This window comes from Streptomyces olivoverticillatus (assembly GCF_014203555.1).
In the GTDB taxonomy this organism is placed as follows: Bacteria; Actinomycetota; Actinomycetes; order Streptomycetales; family Streptomycetaceae; genus Streptomyces; species Streptomyces olivoverticillatus.
Genome location: NZ_JACHJH010000006.1, coordinates 110630 through 128771 on the forward strand (window position 1 = coordinate 110630; position 18142 = coordinate 128771).

The window sequence follows — 18142 nt, forward strand, 5'->3', positions numbered from 1 at the left end:
GCATCTATTGTGCGGGAACGGGCCCGGTGCGGATAGCGTCTGCACTATGTCTGATGCTGCGCAGCCGACCGCTGCCGAGGTACGGGCCGCCGCCGAGGCGGTCAAAGCCGCTCTGGACCGCCACCTCGAGGCCGTCGAACGCCGTTCCGGGGAGGACGACCCGGCCGTCTACGCCGCGTTCAACGAGCTGGCCGCGACAGCCGAGGCCTACGACGAACTGCTCTACGACGCCTATGACGAGGTCACCCCCTTCGAGATCCCCGGCGACGACACGCTGCCCGCGTACGCCGGGCCGGAGGAGCCCAGCGTGCTGAGCGTGCTGATCCGCCGGGACTACGCGGTGGTCGAACCCCAGCGGCTGCTCGCACAGGCGCAGCGGGTGGCCGATCTGGACCCGGACGTCGACGCCGACCCGGAGGCGGGCGGGCCCGGCGGCGCCGCGGGCAGCGTGCACGCGGCGCTCGGCGTGCTGTTCGGCGAGTACGAGCCCGACGAAATCGCCTCCCGGCACAAGGAATTCGGCCTGGAGGAAGGCGACTCCACCCTGTGGGTGGCCGCGGGCGATGAGCCCGCCGAACCGGGGGAGTGGCTGTCGACCCCCTTCGACCAGGCCGATCCCCAGCGGGTGGTGTGCCGCTTCGACGTCAGTGCCGTCTTCGACGAGGAGCTGGACCTCGACGAGGAGATCGAGGACGAGGGGGAATTCGGCTCCTCCGAGGACTGAGGGCGGAAGGCGCCCGGCCCGGGCGCACGCCGGGCCGGGGCCGCGCTCACCCCTCGGCCGCGCCCTGCGCCTGCGCCTGCAGCAGCGAGGCCAGCCGTGTGCTCCGCTCCTTGGCCGGCACCTCCGCGACCGCCCGCGGCAGCGCCTGGTCCACACCGTGCACGACCGACAGATGCCGCTCGGCCCGGCTGAACGCCGTATAGACCCAGGCCCGGGTCAGCGTCTGCGCCGCGTCGCCCGGCAGTACCACGACGACGGCGGGCCAGCGTGCCCCCACCGCCTGGTGGGCGGTCACGGCCCAGCCGTGCCGGACCTCTTCGGCCACCCGGCCGGGCGGCACGACCACGGCCGCACCCGCGCAGTCCAGCCGCAGGCCCTCGACGTCCGCCGAGACCACGGTGCCCTGCACCATCCGGCCGGGGGCCGGGACGTACGCCACCCGGTCGCCCGGGTCGAAGCCGCCGAACCGGCCCGGCCCGGGGTTCAGCCGCTCCTTGAGCGCCGCGTTGAGCGCCCGGGTGCCGACGGCCCCGCCGTGGCCGGGGGTGACGACCTGGGTGTGCTCGGCCGGCACGCCGATCGCGCGCGGCACGGAGTCGGCGACGAGCTGCACCGTGCGGTGCACCGCCTCGCCCGCATCCCGCACCGGGACGATCACGACCTCCTTGCCGGGCGCCTCCACCTGCTGGAGCTCGCCGATGCCGATGCCGGAGACCAGCTCGCCGATCGGGCCGGGGTCGGGGGTCCGGGAGACGACCGCGGGGCAGATGCGGGCCGCCACGACATCGGCGAACACCCGGCCGGGGCCCGCCGACCACAGCACCCCCGGGTCGCCGCTGAGCACCAGCCGGGCGCCGTCCGCCAGCGACTCCACCAGCAGTGCAGCCGTCTCCACGTCCACCTGGGGGGCGTCCAGCACGGCCAGCAGGTCGAGGGCCCAGGCGCCGTCCTCATCGCGCCCGGGACCCTCGCGGTCCGAGAGCAGCCCGGCCAGGGTCACGGCCTCCGTCTCGCCGAGCTCGACCAGGCGCCGCCTGCCGTCCTCGGTGTGCGCGGCGGCACAGGCGCGCAGCCCCAGCGCGCGGGCCGCGGCCACCAGCGCGGCGGGCTCGGCGCGAGCCGCCTCGCCGCCGCTGTGCGTGACCAGGCCGGACGCGGCGACGGCGCGGATCAGCTCGGCGGCCGAGGGGGAGGGGGCGGTCGCCGCCGCGCCTTCCCAGTCGAGCTCCTGATCCGCCTCGAAGGTGCCGGCCAGCCGGGTCAGGCCGTCGGCGAGGCTCTCCTCGGCCATGGCGTACCGGTCGAGCCCGAGCAGCAGCCGCACCGAGGCGTCCTCCGCGGTCTCGCCCTCCGCCTCCTGCTCCTCCTCGCCTTCGGGGCCCTCGCGGAAGACCAGCACCGCGCCCTCGGCGATGGCGCCGTGCAGCGCCTCGTCCGGATCCGGCACCGAGCGGCGGCCCAGCTCGGCCAGGAGCGCGGAGGACTCCAGCACGGTGTGGCCCGCGAGCGCGGCGCGCTCCAGCAGCCAGCCGGTCAGGGCCTGTGCCCGGCGCTCGTCGCCCGGGGTGCACTCGGCGCCGAGCAGCGCCCTGGCGAAGCCGTCGGCCTGGTCTGGCCGTACGCCCGGCACGGCCAGCAGCCGCCAGGGGTCCTCCCGCAGCGTCGTGGCGGCCTGCTCGCCCAGCGCCTCCACAACCTGCCCGGCCAGCTGCTCGGGTGCTCCTCCCGCGGCGAGCACTTGCCGGACGTCCCCGGTGAGCGTGGGGTCCGGCGCGGGGCGCTGCCCGGGGCCGGGGGCGGGCGTCCGCTGGGGGACGGGCCGTGCCGGGCGGGCGGGCGCGGGCCGCTTGGGCTCGGTGAAGAAGGACGCCGCCGACCGCTCGCCGCTCTCCACGGCCCGGACCGCCGCGGCCAGCATCTCGGCGGCCGAGGAACGCTTGCCCGGCTCCGGGCCGTCCGCCGGGCGGCCCTCGGGGGCGTCGGCTCCGGCGTCCGCGGCTCCGCCGGCGAGGCGGTCGTTGCTCACAGGGTGCTCCAGTCCTGGTCGGGGTAGCGGTGCACGGGCGCCGACACGTCGTCGAGCGCCTGGCAGATCTCGTCCGGAAGCGTAAGGCTCTCCACTGACAATGCCGCTCTGAGCTGCTGCGCCGTGCGCGCACCGACGATGGGCGCGACCACGCCGGGGCGGTCGCGCACCCAGGCCAGGGCCACTTCCAGGGGCGTGGTGGCGAGCCCGTTCGCCGCGGTGAGGACCGCATCCACGATCCGGCTCGCCACCTCGTCCAGATAAGGGGCGACGAACGGTGCGAGGTGGTCGGAGGCGCCGCGGGAGTCGGCCGGGGTCGCGTGCCGGTACTTGCCCGTCAGCACGCCGCGGCCCAGTGGTGAGGACGGCAGCACGCCGAGTCCCAGGTCCACGGCCGCCGGCAGGACTTCGCGCTCGATGCCGCGCTGCAGCAGCGAGTACTCCATCTGCGTGCTGGCCAGCGGGGTGCGGACGCCCGGCGCGGCCAGCTGCCACGTCGCGGCCTTGGCCAGCTGCCAGCCGCAGAAGTTGGAGACCCCGGCATAGCGCGCCCGGCCGCTGCTGACGGCCAGGTCGACGGCGTGCAGGGTCTCCTCGACGGGCGTGGCGGGATCGAAGGCGTGTATCTGCCAGAGGTCGACGTGGTCGGTGCCGAGCCGCTTGAGCGAGGCGTCCAGCGCGGCCAGCAGGTGGCCCCGCGAGCCGTCCACCCGCCGGCTGGGGTCCAGGACGCTGCCCGCCTTGGTGGCGATCACCAGATCGCGCCGCGGGACGAGCGATTCCAGGAGCCGGCCCAGGACGTACTCCGCACCGCCGTCCGCATAGACGTCCGCCGTGTCGACGAGGGTGCCGCCCGCTTCCCAGAACGCCTTGAGCTGCTCGGCGGCGTCCCCCTCCGGCGTGTCCCGGCCCCAGGTGAGGGTGCCGAGCCCGATCCGGGATACCCGCAGGCCCGTGCGGCCGAGATGTCTTGGCTCCATGAGCGCCGAGATTACTGGCCGCGCCCGGATCCGTCGCCGCCCCGCCGCGGCCTGTGGACAACTCGCCGGTGACGTACTCCAGGTCCGCGCGCTAGAGTCCCGGCAACAAGGACGTTACTGATCGGTAAGGGGTGCCAGATGGGCCGGATGAGGCTCGGAATCAACCTCGGCTACTGGGGAGCCGGGATGGACGCGGACAACCTGGCCGTCGCCCGCGAGGCCGACCGGCTCGGGTACGCCGTCTGCTGGGCCGCCGAGGCCTACGGCTCCGACGCGCCCACCGTGCTGTCCTGGGTCGCGGCACAGACCGAGCGGATCGACGTCGGCTCCGCCATCTTCCAGATCCCCGCCCGCACGCCCACGATGACGGCCATGACCGCCGCCACCCTCGACTCGCTCTCCGGCGGCCGCTTCCGCCTCGGCCTCGGCGTCTCCGGCCCGCAGGTCTCCGAGGGCTGGTACGGGGTGAAGTTCGACAAGCCGCTCGCCCGCACCCGCGAGTACGTCGAGATCATCCGCAAGGCCATGTCCCGCGAGCGCGTCGCCCACGACGGCGAGCACTGGACGCTGCCGCTGCCCGGCGGCCCCGGCAAGCCCATCAAGCTCACCGTCCACCCGGTGCGCGAGCACATCCCGCTCTACATCGCCGCCATCGGCCCCAAGAACCTGGAGCAGACCGGCGAGATCGCCGACGGTGCCCTCCTCGTCTTCTTCGCCCCCGAGCACGCCGAGGAGACCACCCTCGGCGCACTGCGGGCCGGCCGCGCCAAGGCGGGCAAGGACCTCGACGGCTTCGACATCGTGCCGACCGTCCCCATGGCCGTCGGCGACGACGTGGACGCCCTCGCCGACCTCTTCCGCCCCTACACCGCCCTCTACGTCGGCGGCATGGGCAGCGCCAAGCAGAACTTCTACAACAAGCTCGCGCAGCGCATGGGCTATGAGAAGGAAGCCGCCGAGATCCAGGAGAAGTACCTCTCCGGCGACAAGCAGGGCGCGGCGGCGGCCGTCCCCCGGCAGCTGATCGACTCCACCGCGCTGCTCGGCTCCGTGGACCGCATCGCCGAGCGCATGCAGGCCTACGCCCAGGCCGGTGTCACCACGCTGTCGCTGGCCCCCGCCGGTTTCACGCTGGACGAGCGCATCGCCGCGCTGCGCACGGGCGTCGAGGCGCTGGAGCGGGCCGGGCTCGCCTGAACCGGCCGCGGGACGGCGGTCCCGCAGTGGAAATCCGCGGCCGTGGTGGGGGCTCGGGGGTAGTCTTCCCCGCCACGGCCGACACCAGCACAACGCCCCGTCGGCGCCCGGGTTACGGCCTCGGGGTCCGTCATTCGGCGGAGCGCACGGCGGCCCCGTCCGGCGCGCCCCGTGTGTGGCGCTTGACTTCCCCGCGCAGGCGCTCACCGCAGTCGGCGGCGGCCGCCCTCACAGCCAGCCGCGCCGCTTGAACATCCGGTGCAGCCAGATGACCAGCCCGGCCATCAGTGTCAGCACCACCGGATAACCCCACGGCTCCCGCAGCTCGGGCATGTGCTGGAAGTTCATCCCGTAGATCCCGGCGATCATCGTCGGCACCGCGGCCATCGCCGCCCAGGCCGAGATCTTGCGCATGTCGTCGTTCTGCTGGACCCCCATCTGTGCCAGATGGGCCGAGAGGATGTCCGAAAGCAATCGGTCCAGGCCCTCCACCGACTCGTTCGCCCGGGTCAGGTGGTCGCTCACATCGCGGAAGAACGGCCGCGACTTGTCGTTGACGAACGGCAGCCCCGCGGACGTCAGCCGGTTCAGCGGCTCGGTCAGCGGCCAGGTGGCCCGCCGGAACTCCACCACCTGGCGCTTGAAGTTGTAGATCCGCGCAGCGGTGGACCTGGTGTCCTCGCCCAACGGCGCGAAGACCTCCGCCTCCAGTTCGTCCAGGTCGATCTGGAGCTCGGCGGCCACCTCGGTGTAGTGGTCCACCACCGCGTCGCTCACCGCGTACAGCACCGCCGTCGGACCGTGGCGCAGCACCTCGGGATCCTGCTCCAGCCGCTGTCTGACCTCCTTCAGCGGGCTGCCCTCGCCGTGCCGCACGGTCACCACGAAGGAGTCGCCGAGGAACAGCATCAGCTCGCCGGTGGTGACGACGTCCCTGTCGTGGTCGTAGAGCACGGGCTTGAGGACCATGAACACCGAGTCGTCGTACACCTCCAGCTTCGGCCGCTGGTGCGCGTTGAGCGCGTCCTCCACGGCCAGCGGGTGCAGCCCGAACTCGCTCGTCACCAGGCCGAACTCCTCCTCCGTGGGCTCGTACAGCCCGATCCAGACGAAGGAGTCACCCTCGGCGCGCACCTCCTCGAGCGCGTCCGAGAAGTCGGCCGGGCCGTCGGTACGGCGTCCGTGCCGGTAGATGCCGCAGTCCACGATCATGCGTGGCATTCTCCCTCTCATCCGTCCGTCGCACACTCGGTGGCCCCACGGCCACGTCGTAGGCTGGCGGCCATGCCCACCCTGATCCTGGTCCGGCACGGCCGGTCCACCGCCAACACCGGGGGAGTGCTCGCCGGCTGGACCCCCGGCGTGGCCCTGGACGAGCGCGGCCGGGCGCAGGCGGCCGCCCTCCCCGCCCGGCTCGCCGAGCTCCCCCTCGCGGCCGCCGTCACCAGCCCCCTCCAGCGCTGCCGCGAGACCCTCGCCCCGCTGCTCGCCGCCCGGCCCGAGCTGCCCCTGCACACCGACGAGCGCATCGGCGAGTGCCGCTACGGCGACTGGTCGGGCCGCAAGCTCGCCGAGCTCGCCGACGAGCCGCTGTGGGAGCTCGTCCAGCGCCACCCCTCCTCCGCCGTCTTCCCCGGCGGCGAGTCCGTACGCGCCATGCAGGCCCGCGCGGTGGACGCCGTGCGGGAGTGGAACGAGCGGATCGCCCACCTCCACGGCGAGGACGCCCTCTACCTGATGTGCACCCACGGCGACCTGATCAAGTCGATCGTCGCCGACGCCCTGGGCCTGCACCTCGACCAGTTCCAGCGCATCACCGCCGACCCCTGCTCCGTCACCGCCGTCCGCTACACCCGGCTGCGCCCGTACCTGCTGCGCCTCGGCGACACCGGCGACCTGGCCGGGCTCGCCCCCCGCGGGGACGCACCGGCCGACGGCGCGCAGGACGCGGCCGTGGGGGGCGGTGCGGGGGCACCGTGATCGCCGTGCGCAGTAGGGTGGGCTCGCGGGACCGCTCGCGCCGCTGCCGGTGATCCCGCATCCGGAAACCGGACTTCCGCCGACCACCGACCCAATGGAGCAGGACGTTGACCCGTCAGGTGTTCCTCTATGACCCGCCGGACCGCTTCATCGCCGGTACGGTCGGGCTGCCTGGCCGCCGCACTTTCTTCCTCCAGGCCACAGCGGCAGGCCGGACCACCAGCGTCGCGCTGGAAAAGGCCCAGGTAGAAGCGCTCGCCGAGCGCATCGACGAACTGCTGGACGAGGTGGTCCGGCGCACCGGAGGCAGCGCCCCGGTGCCCGCCGTCGCCCCCGTCGAATTCGCCGACACCGACCCCTTGGAATCGCCCGTCGACGAGGAGTTCCGGGTCGGCACCATGGCCCTGGCCTGGGACGGCGAGGGCGAGCGCATGGTCGTCGAGGCCCAGGCCCTGGTCGAGCTGGAGGCCGATACCGACGAGGACCTCGCCGAGGCCGAGGAACGGCTCATCCAGGACGAGCTGAACGGCCCGCCGATGCTGCGCGTGCGGCTCACCGGCACCATGGCCCGCGCCTTCGCCAAGCGCGCCCTGGAAGTCGTCAACGCCGGCCGCCCCCCGTGCCCGCTGTGCAGCCTGCCGCTCGACCCGGAAGGACACGTATGTCCGCGTCAGAACGGATACCGCCGCGGAGCGTGACCCCGCACGAGCTGCTCGCCAAGGGCGAGCTGACGGTGCGTGGACGCGTCCGCGAGGCATCCAACGCGGTGCTCTACTGCACGGTCGAGTACGAGGGCGTCAGCGCGGCCTGCGTCTACAAGCCGGTCGCCGGGGAGCGGCCGCTGTGGGACTTCCCCGACGGGACGCTCGCCCAGCGCGAGGTGGCCGCCTACGAGCTGTCCGAGGCCATGGGCTGGGGCCTGATCCCGCCCACCGTGCTGCGCGACGGCCCCTACGGCCGAGGCATGTGCCAGCTGTGGATCGAGGCGACCGCCGACGACTCGCCCGGGACGGCGCTGCTCGCGCTCGTCGAGGGCGAGGAGCCCGGCCCCGGCTGGAAGGCCGTCGGCTTCGCGGACGTCGGCGAGGAGCGCACCGCGCTGCTCGTCCACGCCGACGACGAACGGCTGCGCCGCCTGGCCGTGCTCGACGCGGTGATCAACAACGGCGACCGCAAGGGCGGCCACCTGCTGCCCGCCGAGGACGGGCGGCTCTACGCCATCGACCACGGTGTGACCTTCAACGCCGATGACAAGCTGCGCACCCTGCTGTGGGGCTGGGCGGGCGAGCCGCTGACCGCGGAAGCCCTGACGGCCCTACGGCGACTTTCGGCCGATCTGGCCGACGGGCGCCCGCTCGCCGTCCGGCTGGCCGAGCTCATCACCCCCGCCGAGATAGCGGCGCTGCGGGCCCGGGTGGCCGGACTGCTGCGGACCGGGCGGCACCGCGAGCCCAGCGGGCAGTGGCCCGCGATCCCCTGGCCGCCGGTCTGAGACGGCAGCCGACAGCACACGAGGGCGGGGGTGCGCAAGAGAGCATCTTCGGCCAACACCCGAGTCCGGTTCGTATCCGGAACATGCGTCCGGTTACGCTCAGGGCATGCATGCCTGGCCCGCTTCAGAGGTACCCGCCCTGCCCGGCAGTGGCCGCGACCTCCGGATCCACGACACCGCGACCGGCGAGCGAGTGACCCTCGCCCCCGGTCCCGTCGCCCGTCTCTACGTCTGCGGCATCACGCCGTACGACGCCACCCACATGGGGCACGCGGCGACCTACAACGCGTTCGACCTCGTGCAGCGCGTGTGGCTCGACACCAAGCGGCAGGTCCACTATGTCCAGAACGTCACCGACGTGGACGACCCGCTGCTGGAGCGGGCCGTCGCCAACGGCGACGACTGGACCGCTCTCGCCGAGCGGGAGACCGCCCTCTTCCGCGAGGACATGACCGCACTGCGCATGCTCCCGCCGCAGCACTACGTGGGCGCCGTGGAGTCGATACCCAAGATCGTTCCGCTGGTGGAGCGGCTGCGCGAGGCGGGCGCCGCCTACGAGCTCGAGGGCGACATCTACTTCTCCGTCGCCTCCGACCCGTCCTTCGGCGGCGTCTCCGGCCTCGACGCCGAGGCGATGCGCCTGCTGTCCGCCGAGCGCGGCGGCGACCCCGAGCGCCCCGGCAAGAAGAACCCCCTCGACCCCATGCTGTGGATGGCCGCCCGCCCGGGCGAGCCCAGCTGGGACGGCGCTTCCCTGGGCCCCGGCCGCCCCGGCTGGCACATCGAGTGCGTCGCCATCGCCCTCGAACACCTCGGCATGGGCTTCGACGTCCAGGGCGGCGGCTCCGACCTGATCTTCCCGCACCACGAGATGGGTGCCTCGCACGCCCAGGCGCTCACCGGCGAGCACCCGTTCGCCAAGACCTACGTCCACGCGGGCATGGTCGCCCTCCACGGCGAGAAGATGTCCAAGTCCAAGGGCAACCTCGTCTTCGTCTCCGCTCTGCGCCGCCAGGGCGTCGACCCGGCCGCCATCCGCCTCTCGCTCCTCGCGCACCACTACCGCGCCGACTGGGAGTGGACGGACGCCGTGCTCGCGGAGGCCCTTGAGCGCCTCGACCGCTGGCGCGCCGCCGTCTCCCGCCCGGACGGCCCGTCCGCCGACGCACTGATCGAGGAGATCCGCGAGGCCCTCACCGACGACCTCGACGCCCCGGCCGCCCTGGCGGCCGTCGACCGCTGGGCCGCCGCCCAGGCGGCCGAGGGCGGTACGGAGGAGGGCGCACCGGGCCTTGTCTCGCGCGCCGTGGACGCACTGCTGGGCGTGGCGCTCTAGCCATCTCCCTTTCACGCCTTCGGGGCGTTCCCCTTCCCGGCCTCCGGAAAGGGGAACGCCCCGCTTCTGCGTGTGTGGGCAGCCGCGGATAAGTCCACGCGTGCGGCGCGCGAGTCCATGGTCGTGCCTGCCCGCCCCGCACTAAGCACGCGGGCATGACAACACGCACACGACTGAGAGCGGCGGTCGCAAGTGCCCTCCTCGGGCTCGCGGCCGCCATGGCCGGGCCGGTGGGCGCCGCGCACGCCGGACCGCCGGTCTCCGGCGAGCAGACCGTCGGCGACGTGACCGGCTTCTCGACGGCGGGACCCGTCTTCCGCCTCCGGGCGGGCAAGGCCGAGGCGCGGGTCAGCTTCGTCTCGGCGGACACCTTCCGGCTGGAACTGGCACCCGACGGGGAGTTCACCGACCCGGTCGGCAAGGACGTCGCCCTGCCCCAGGGACCGCCCCCGCGCACCCGCTGGCGGGAGAAGGCCGACCGCTACGAGCTGAGCACCCCCGCCGTCACCCTGCGCGCGTACAAGAGCCCGCTGCGCTTCGCCCTCTACCGCGCCGACGGCCACCTGCTCTGGGCGGAGAGCAAGGGCCTGACCTGGAACGCCGAGCAGACCACCCAGTCCCTCGCCCGCGGCGCCCGCGAGCAGTTCTACGGCGCCGGAATGCAGAACGGCCGGGGCAACACCTCGCACCGCGATAAGACCGTCGAGGTCGGCGTCGACTACCACTGGGACGACGGCGGGCACCCCAATTCGGTGCCGTTCTACCTGTCGTCCGCGGGCTACGGCGTCTACCGCAACACCTATGCGCCGGGCACCTACGCCTTCACCGACCCGGTGACGACGACCGAGAAGGAACGGCGCTTCGACGCCTACTACTTCGCGGGGCGGACGGCCAAGGACGCCATCGGCGGATACACCCGGCTCACTGGCAAACCGTTCATGCCGCCGCTGTACGGGCTGGAAATCGGCGACTCCGACTGCTATTTGCACAACAAGAACCGCGGCGAGCGCCATACGCTCGACGCCCTCAAGGTCGCCGACGGATACACGGCGAACGACATGCCGCTCGGCTGGATGCTCGTCAACGACGGCTACGGCTGCGGCTACGAGAACCTGGCCGACGCCGGCAAGGGTCTCGCGGACCGCAAGATGAAGATGGGCCTGTGGACCGAGGACGGCCTGGCGAAACTGGCCGACCAGGTGAAGTCCGGCCAGCGGGTCGCCAAACTGGACGTCGCCTGGGTCGGCGACGGTTACAAATTCGCCCTGGACGGCTGCAAGGACGCCTACAAGGGCATCGAGGACAACAGCGACGCCCGCGGCTTCACCTGGGCGCCGGAGAGCTGGTCGGGTGCCCAGCGCTGCGGAGTGCAGTGGTCGGGCGACCAGAAGGGCTCCTGGGAGTACATCCGCTGGCAGATTCCCACCTACGCGGGCGCGACCATGTCCGGGCTGGCCTACACCACGGGCGACGTGGACGGAATTTTCGGCGGCAGCCCCAAAACGTACGTCCGCGATCTGCAGTGGAAGGCGTTCCTGCCGGCCGTGATGACGATGGACGGCTGGGCGCCGAGCGACAAACAGCCCTACCGGTACGGGGATCCGTACACGTCCATCAACCGCAAATACCTCAAGCTCAAGGAATCGCTGCTCCCGTACATGTACTCGTACGCGGCGGAAGCCACGCGCACGGGCATCGGCCCGGTGCGGCCGCTGGCGCTGGAATACCCGGACGATCCCAAGGCGGCGTCGGACGCGGCGAAGTACGAATTCCTCTCGGGCGAATACTTTCTGGTGGCCCCGGTGTACGAGGACAAGGAGGTCCGCAACGGCATCTACCTGCCCAAGGGGACGTGGACCGACTACTGGACGGGCCGCACCTACCAGGGCCCGACGACGGTCGACGGCTACCGCGCCCCGCTGGACACGCTGCCGCTGTTCGTGAAGGCGGGCGCGAACGTCCCGATGTGGCCCGGGATCCGCTCGTACCAGGACCGCACGGCGGACTCGCCGCTGGCCTGGGACGTCTACCCGCGGACGCAGGGTTCGTCCGCCTTCACGCTCTACGAGGACGACGGCGTCACCCGCGCCCACCGGACGGGCGCCTACGCCCAGCAGAAGCTGACGACCCGTACCCGGCCGAACGGCGTGACCCTGCGACTGGGCGCCTCCGAGGGCGACTTCAAGGGCAAGCAGACGGCACGCCCGTACCGCTTCACGGTCCACACGGGCGCGGGTCCGCGCACGGCGACACTGGAGGACACGGAGCTGCCGCGCCTGACCTCGCGGGCTGCGTTCGAGAAGGCGGACCGGGGCTGGTGGTACGACGCGTCGGACCGGGGCGGGGTGGTGCAGGTGAAGACGGGGTCGCGGGCGACGGACCGGGCGTTCACGCTTCGGCTGGTCGGCTGAGGGCTCGCGCCTTGCGGTGGCCGGGGTTGGCGGCCCCTCACCACAACCACTGATGAGGGGCCGCCCGGGGAGCCCGCCGCCTAACCCCTGGCGGTGGGCTTCCGCGGATGGCCGCAGTCGCAGTCGCAGCGGAGGCGTTCCACCGGGGCCTCGTAGGCCGGTGCTCCTGCCCGGCGGATGTCCGTGTTGCCGTGGCAGTACGCGTGTCGGCCGAGCCTGCATTCGGCGGTGGTGTACGGGGTGGTGGGTCGGTTTACGGGCATGGGGCCGCCGCCTTTCCGGCGAGCTTTCCGGCGAGCCGGTGGTGGGCGGCGTCGAGGGCGGCGCGCAGGTCGTCCGGGGCGGTGAGGCCGGGGCGGCGGCCCGGCGCGAGTGGTTCGGGGAGGACCCAGACGCGGTCGCCCAGGTATTTGGCGGGCGGCGGCGCGAGGAGCGGCCAGTCGGTGGGGCAGACGTTGACGCCCGCGATCCCGGCGAGCCGGTAGCCCGTACCGAGCGGGAGCAGCCACCACATGGTGTGCTGCGCGCCGCTCATGAGGTAGGGGCCGATGTGGTGGCCGTGCGCTTTGAGGTGGGTGACCACGGCAGTGGCCAATGTGAAGTCGAGCTGCACCAGGTCCCATCGGTGACCGTTCAGGAGCGGTGCGGTTCTGCCCGATTCCCAGCGGGTGGTGGTGGCTTGGGGGTTGGCGGAGGCTTGGGCCAGCCAGTGGGTGGTGAGGGTGTGCACAGTGCTCCTTCAGATCGGCGTGGGCGGGATCCGAAGGTGACCGTAGGTCGGTCGCCGGTGCGGAGGGGGCACGCTTTGTGCCCCCTGCTCCGGGCCTTGCGCTAGGCGGCCAGCAGCCCGACCTTCACGGCGAGTTGCGCGGCTCGTCGGCGGCGTTCCGGGCTCTTCGACTCGGACTCTTCGAGAATGATCGTCCGGGCGTACCCGTTGTAGCGGATCGTCTCCGGGGCGGCCTCGAAGGCTTTGTCCAGCGTGGCGAGTGCAGCGTCGCGCTGACCGTCGAGCCGGTATCCGCGGGCTTCCTCGATACGGTGACGGGCGCGTCGAGGGCGCGAGGGGATGGCCAGCGCGTCCGCTGCCGCCACCTGCCGCACGGACTCGCCGCCCGCGTGCAGCTCGACGGCGACCGTGACGGCGTGCGCGCCCATGACGGCACGGGAGAAGGACGTGACGGGATGGTAGTAGTCGGCGGGGAGCCTGTCGGCCATCGCGCGGGCCGTGTCCCAGTGGTGCCAGGCCGTGCCGCTGTCGCCTCGGCGGGCAGCGGTGTAGCCCGCCTCGAAGCGGAGGGCTCCGGTGATGGCGAGGACGTCATCCGCCCCGTCGGGCAGCAGCGGTTCCAGGAACCGGAGGGTGTCCAGGGTGACGGCGTCGGCGGCATCGAAGTGGGCCGGTCCGCAGTCGCGGTGTGCTTGCGCCGCCAGCCATGCCGCGACGCCGATGGCATGCGGGTCCTCGGACTCCTGGGCGGCGATCATCGCTCGTTCCGCGACTCGCCACAGGAGGGCGGCATCCGGCTGGTAGGCCAGGAAGAACTGGCTGAGGCTGTACACCTGAGAGAGGGCCGACTGCGCCGCCCGGCGGTCGGCCGTGCGGTCGGCTTGCCGGACGGCGAGTTGGGCGTCACGGATCAGGTCGGGCAGCATGGTGCCGACGACGTCGCGGTGGTTGGGCGCGCAGTGGCGAGCCTGCCAGGCACGGGCGAGGCGTGCCCGTAGCTCCGCTGTTGCAGGAGCCTGACCCGTCGTGGTGCACGGGAACGCATTGACGGCGTCCCGCACGGCGGGCAGCCGCGCGTGACCGGGGCCGATGAAGAGGTCCACACGTGCGCTCTGATCACCGGTGAGTTCGGACAGCTCGCGTACGCGCAGCACCTCGGCAATGCGCAGGATGACATCGAGTTTCGGAGTCTTGAGCCGCCCGCATTCGAGGGCTTTCACCCACGAGGGCGACTTGCCGAGCAGACCGGCGAAGACGATGCGGGTCATTCCGCGGCGCGTACGCAGCAGTTGCAGGCGCTGGCCGAAGGCCAGCGGGTCGGTGTACGGCTCGTTGATGGCATCAGATGGCACGATCTCGCCCCTCTCCGAACAGCTCGTCACCGCCAGGGTAGGGGGAACGGAGCGAGGCTGAGGGGGACGGCCGTGCCAGGCCCGTCAGGGATCGGGAAGGGCGGCGCCGAAAAGTTGGCGCCGCCCCCTACCCCCGCGCGCTACCGCGCGTTGAAGTACTTCGCCTCCGGGTGGTGGATCACGATCGCGTCCGTCGACTGTTCGGGGTGGAGCTGGAATTCCTCGGAGAGGTGGACGCCGATGCGTTCGGGTTGGAGGAGGTCGGCGATTTTGGCGCGGTCTTCGAGGTTGGGGCAGGCGCCGTAGCCGAGGGAGAAGCGGGCGCCGCGGTATTTGAGGGCGAACATGTCTTCCACGGCGGTGGGGTCTTCGGCGGCGAAGCCGAGTTCGGCGCGGACGCGTGCGTGCCAGTATTCGGCGAGGGCTTCGGCGAGTTGTACGGACAGGCCGTGGAGTTCGAGGTAGTCGCGGTAGGAGTCGGCGGCGAAGAGTTCGGCGGTGGCTTCGCCGATGCGGGAGCCGACGGTGACGACCTGGAGGCCGACGACGTCGTGTTCGCCGGATTCTTCGGGGCGGAAGTAGTCGGCGAGGCACAGGCGGCGGCCGCGGCGTTGGCGGGGGAAGGTGAAGCGGGTGCGTTCGGTGCCGTCCTCGTGGAGGAGGATGAGGTCGTCGCCTTTGCTGACGCAGGGGAAGTAGCCGTGGACGACGGCGGCTTCCAGCAGGTTTTCGGTGTGGAGTTTGTCCAGCCAGCCGCGCAGGCGGGGCCGGCCTTCGCTCTCGACGAGTTCCTCGTAGGTGGGGCCGCCGCTGCGGGCCTGCTTGAGGCCCCACTGGCCCTTGAAGAGCGCGTCCTCGTCCAGCCAGGACGCGTAGTCCTTGAGCGGAATGCCCTTGACGACCCGGGTGCCCCAGAACGGCGGCTCGGGCACCCGATTGTCCACCGCCACATCCGAGCGCACGGATCCCTCGGGCTCGTCGATCTCCAGCACGGCGACGTCACGCTTGGGCACCCGCCGCTGCTTGAGCTCCGGCAGCGCCGCGCCCGGCACCCCGCGCTTGACGGCGATCAGGGCATCCATGAGACGGAGGCCTTCGAAGGCGTCGCGGGCGTAGCGGACTTCGCCTCCGTAGATCTCGTGGAGGTCCTGCTCGACGTAGGCGCGGGTGAGGGCCGCACCGCCGAGGATGACGGGGTAGGTGGCGGCGAGTTTGCGCTGGTTGAGCTCTTCCAGGTTCTCCTTCATGATCACGGTGGACTTCACCAGCAGCCCGGACATGCCGATGACATCGGCCCTGTGCTCCTCAGCGGCTTCGAGGATTGCGGAGACGGGCTGTTTGATGCCGAGGTTGACGACGTTGTAGCCGTTGTTGGAGAGGATGATGTCGACGAGGTTCTTGCCGATGTCGTGGACATCGCCGCGCACGGTGGCCAGCACGATGGTGCCCTTGCCCGCCCCTCCTTCGCCGTCGGCGGTTTTCTCCATGTGCGGTTCGAGATAGGCGACGGCCGTCTTCATCACCTCGGCCGACTGCAGCACGAACGGCAGCTGCATCTGCCCCGAACCGAACAGCTCACCGACGACCTTCATGCCCTCCAGCAGCGTGTCGTTGACGATGTCCAGGGCGGGGCGGTCGCGCAGCGCCTCGTCCAGATCGGCCTCCAGGCCGTTCTTCTCGCCGTCGATGATCCGGCGCTGCAGCCGCTCGTCCAGCGGGAGCGCGAGGAGCTCCTCGGCCTTGCCCGCCTTCATCGACTTCATGTTGACGCCCTCGAAGAGCTCCATGAGCTTCTGCAGGGGGTCGTAGCCTTCGGCGCGCCGGTCGTATATGAGGTCCAGGGCGGTCTTGACCTGCTCCTCTTCGAGGCGCGCGATGGGCAGGATCTTGCTCGCGTGGACGATGGCGGAGTCCAGGCCGGCCTTGACGCACTCGTCCAGGAAGACGGAGTTCAGGACAACGCGGGCGGCGGGGTTCAGGCCGAAGGAGATGTTCGACAGGCCCAGCGTCGTCTGCACGTCCGGGTGGCGGCGCTTGAGCTCGCGGATCGCCTCGATGGTGGCGATGCCGTCCTTGCGGGATTCCTCCTGGCCGGTGCAGATGGTGAAGGTGAGGCAGTCGATGAGGATGTCCGACTCGTGGATGCCCCAGTTGCCGGTCAGGTCCGCGATCAGCCGCTCGGCGATGGCCACCTTGTGTTCCGGTGTGCGGGCCTGGCCCTCCTCGTCGATGGTCAGCGCAATGAGGGCCGCACCGTGCTCGACCGCCAGCCGGGTGATCTTCGCGAAGCGGGAGTCGGGGCCGTCGCCGTCCTCGTAGTTCACCGAGTTGATCACGGCCCGGCCGCCGAGCTTCTCCAGACCGGCCCGGATGACGTCCACCTCGGTGGAGTCGAGGACGACCGGCAGGGTGGAGGCGGTGGCGAACCGGCCCGCGATCTCCTCCATGTCCGCCACGCCATCCCGGCCGACGTAGTCGACGCACAGGTCGAGGAGGTGGGCGCCTTCGCGGATCTGGTCGCGGGCCATCTCCACACAGTCGTCCCAGCGGCCCTCCAGCATCGCCTCGCGGAACTTCTTCGACCCGTTGGCGTTCGTCCGCTCGCCGATGGCCAGGTAAGAGGTGTCCTGACGGAACGGGACGGTCTGGTAGAGCGAAGCCGCACCCGGCTCCGGCCGCGGATCACGTGCGGTCGGGGTCAGGCCCTTCACCCGCTCGACGACCTGCCGCAGATGCTCCGGCGTCGTGCCACAGCAGCCACCCACCAGCGACAGCCCGTACTCGCGCACGAACGTCTCATGCGCGTCCGCCAGCTCCGCCGGGGAGAGGGGGTAATGCGCGCCGTTCTTCCCCAGGACCGGCAGGCCGGCGTTCGGCATCGCCGATACCCGGGTGCGTGCGTGCCGGGAGAGGTAGCGCAGGTGCTCGCTCATCTCGGCCGGGCCGGTGGCGCAGTTCAGGCCGATCATGTCGATGCCCAGGGGCTCCAGCGCGGTGAGCGCCGCGCCGATCTCGGAGCCCAGGAGCATGGTGCCGGTCGTCTCGACCGTCACCTGGACCAGCAGCGGCAGATCCACACCCGCCGCCTCCATCGCGCGCCGGGCGCCGATCACGGATGCCTTGGTCTGGAGCAGGTCCTGCGTCGTCTCCACCAAAATCGCGTCCGCACCACCCGCGACCAGGCCCTCCACGTTCCGCTGGTAGGCGTCCCGCAGGGTCACGAAGGGGGCATGGCCCAGCGTCGGCAGCTTCGTGCCCGGCCCCACCGACCCCAGCACCCAGCGCACCCGGCCATCACCGGCAGCGAACTCCTCCGCCACCTCCCGCGCAATCCGCGCCCCCGCCTCGGACAGCTCGAAGATGCGGTCGGCGATCTCGTACTCGCCCAGCGCCGAATGATTCGCACCGAACGTATTGGTCTCCACGCAGTCCACACCGACCGCGAAATACGCCTCGTGCACCGAACGCACAATGTCCGGACGCGTCACATTCAGGACCTCATTGCAGCCCTCAAGCTGCTCGAAGTCCTCCAGACTCGGATCCTGCGCCTGGAGCATCGTGCCCATCGCCCCATCCGCCACCACCACTCGGGTGGCAAGGGCCTCACGCAACTGCGCGGCTCGGGCGGTTTCGGCGGTCAATGGCGTATGCGAAGCCATGGGTGTGCTCCCGGGTGTGCGACGGCTGTCGGCTTTACGCCCTCCTGGAGAGGGCGTACGCCGCAAGCGTAGCCGCAGGCTGCGCGGGAAGCAGGGGGCATTCCACGGTGCGGACGCCTTCGTCGGATGATGTGACCGTCGTTCCCTTGCCCGGAACCGGTGCCCCCGTTTGGGTGACCGGAGGTGACTCGGCGATCATGGTCATGCCGCCGTCAGCTACCCCGTGGTCGGCATCGGCCGATAGTGTTCAGCAAT

13 protein-coding genes are annotated in these 18142 nt (G+C 71.7%); 7 read left to right on the top strand and 6 right to left on the bottom strand.

Annotation, left to right across the window (positions count from 1 at the left end; genetic code table 11):
* The first annotated feature begins 46 nt into the window (after positions 1-46).
* The gene (locus FHS39_RS19975; RefSeq protein WP_184350738.1) at positions 47-724 is read left to right on the top strand and encodes a hypothetical protein; all 678 of its coding nucleotides are present in this window, start codon (positions 47-49) and stop codon (positions 722-724) included.
* Between the two features lie 46 nt (positions 725-770).
* On the opposite strand, the gene FHS39_RS19980 is transcribed toward FHS39_RS19975, so the two are convergent.
* Complete coding sequence (locus tag FHS39_RS19980) at positions 771-2750, bottom strand: helix-hairpin-helix domain-containing protein (protein WP_425507797.1); 1980 nt, start codon at positions 2748-2750, stop codon at positions 771-773.
* Positions 2747-3730 carry an aldo/keto reductase gene (locus FHS39_RS19985; RefSeq protein ID WP_184350739.1) on the bottom strand — a complete coding sequence of 328 codons (984 nt, stop codon included), beginning with the start codon at positions 3728-3730 and terminating at the stop codon, positions 2747-2749. The genes FHS39_RS19980 and FHS39_RS19985 overlap by 4 nt, the downstream gene beginning before the upstream one ends.
* Positions 3731-3877: 147 nt before the next feature.
* Between FHS39_RS19985 and FHS39_RS19990 the strand changes: the two genes are divergently transcribed.
* Entirely contained in the window at positions 3878-4927 is a 1050-nt protein-coding gene (locus tag FHS39_RS19990) for an LLM class F420-dependent oxidoreductase (RefSeq protein ID WP_184350740.1), read from the top strand.
* Positions 4928-5155: 228 nt separating this feature from the next.
* On the opposite strand, the gene corA is transcribed toward FHS39_RS19990, so the two are convergent.
* Positions 5156-6139 carry a magnesium/cobalt transporter CorA gene (corA, locus tag FHS39_RS19995; protein ID WP_343069656.1) on the bottom strand — a complete coding sequence of 328 codons (984 nt, stop codon included), beginning with the start codon at positions 6137-6139 and terminating at the stop codon, positions 5156-5158.
* Positions 6140-6211: 72 nt separating this feature from the next.
* Here corA and FHS39_RS20000 point away from each other — a divergent pair, with 72 nt between their 5' ends.
* The 5 genes from FHS39_RS20000 to FHS39_RS20020 all read left to right on the top strand — a co-directional run bounded on the left by FHS39_RS20000 (position 6212) and on the right by FHS39_RS20020 (position 12146).
* Entirely contained in the window at positions 6212-6907 is a 696-nt protein-coding gene (locus FHS39_RS20000) for a histidine phosphatase family protein (RefSeq protein WP_184350742.1), read from the top strand.
* A 107-nt stretch (positions 6908-7014) separates the two neighbouring features.
* Complete coding sequence (locus FHS39_RS20005) at positions 7015-7605, top strand: DUF3090 domain-containing protein (RefSeq protein ID WP_045932280.1); 591 nt, start codon at positions 7015-7017, stop codon at positions 7603-7605.
* Positions 7569-8399, top strand: coding sequence for an SCO1664 family protein (locus FHS39_RS20010; RefSeq protein ID WP_184350743.1), 831 nt, complete (start codon positions 7569-7571; stop codon positions 8397-8399). The genes FHS39_RS20005 and FHS39_RS20010 overlap by 37 nt, the downstream gene beginning before the upstream one ends.
* Before the next feature lie 106 nt (positions 8400-8505).
* Positions 8506-9735, top strand: coding sequence for a cysteine--1-D-myo-inosityl 2-amino-2-deoxy-alpha-D-glucopyranoside ligase (mshC, locus tag FHS39_RS20015; RefSeq protein WP_184350744.1), 1230 nt, complete (start codon positions 8506-8508; stop codon positions 9733-9735).
* A gap of 155 nt (positions 9736-9890) precedes the next feature.
* Positions 9891-12146 (top strand): glycoside hydrolase family 31 protein, encoded by a 2256-nt coding sequence (locus FHS39_RS20020; RefSeq protein ID WP_184350745.1) that lies wholly within the window; start codon positions 9891-9893, stop codon positions 12144-12146.
* Positions 12147-12399: 253 nt separating this feature from the next.
* Here FHS39_RS20020 and FHS39_RS20025 read toward each other — a convergent pair whose 3' ends face one another.
* The 3 genes from FHS39_RS20025 to metH all read right to left on the bottom strand — a co-directional run bounded on the left by FHS39_RS20025 (position 12400) and on the right by metH (position 17887).
* Positions 12400-12876, bottom strand: coding sequence for a hypothetical protein (locus FHS39_RS20025; protein ID WP_184350746.1), 477 nt, complete (start codon positions 12874-12876; stop codon positions 12400-12402).
* 101 nt (positions 12877-12977) lie between these two features.
* Entirely contained in the window at positions 12978-14228 is a 1251-nt protein-coding gene (locus tag FHS39_RS20030; protein WP_184350747.1) for a helix-turn-helix domain-containing protein, read from the bottom strand.
* A 140-nt stretch (positions 14229-14368) separates the two neighbouring features.
* Positions 14369-17887, bottom strand: coding sequence for a methionine synthase (metH, locus tag FHS39_RS20035; RefSeq protein WP_184350748.1), 3519 nt, complete (start codon positions 17885-17887; stop codon positions 14369-14371).
* Positions 17888-18142: the final 255 nt, after the last annotated feature.

Bases quoted from the DNA above. Each gene is read 5' to 3' on its own strand.
- FHS39_RS19975 (WP_184350738.1), top strand. From the start codon at position 47: ATGTCTGATGCTGCGCAGCCGACCGCTGCCGAGGTACGGGCCGCCGCC.
- FHS39_RS19985 (WP_184350739.1), bottom strand. From the start codon at position 3,730: ATGGAGCCAAGACATCTCGGCCGCACGGGCCTGCGGGTATCCCGGATC.
- FHS39_RS19990 (WP_184350740.1), top strand. From the start codon at position 3,878: ATGAGGCTCGGAATCAACCTCGGCTACTGGGGAGCCGGGATGGACGCG.
- corA (WP_343069656.1), bottom strand. From the start codon at position 6,139: ATGATCGTGGACTGCGGCATCTACCGGCACGGACGCCGTACCGACGGC.
- FHS39_RS20000 (WP_184350742.1), top strand. From the start codon at position 6,212: ATGCCCACCCTGATCCTGGTCCGGCACGGCCGGTCCACCGCCAACACC.
- FHS39_RS20010 (WP_184350743.1), top strand. From the start codon at position 7,569: ATGTCCGCGTCAGAACGGATACCGCCGCGGAGCGTGACCCCGCACGAG.
- mshC (WP_184350744.1), top strand. From the start codon at position 8,506: ATGCATGCCTGGCCCGCTTCAGAGGTACCCGCCCTGCCCGGCAGTGGC.
- FHS39_RS20020 (WP_184350745.1), top strand. From the start codon at position 9,891: ATGACAACACGCACACGACTGAGAGCGGCGGTCGCAAGTGCCCTCCTC.
- metH (WP_184350748.1), bottom strand. From the start codon at position 17,887: ATGGCTTCGCATACGCCATTGACCGCCGAAACCGCCCGAGCCGCGCAG.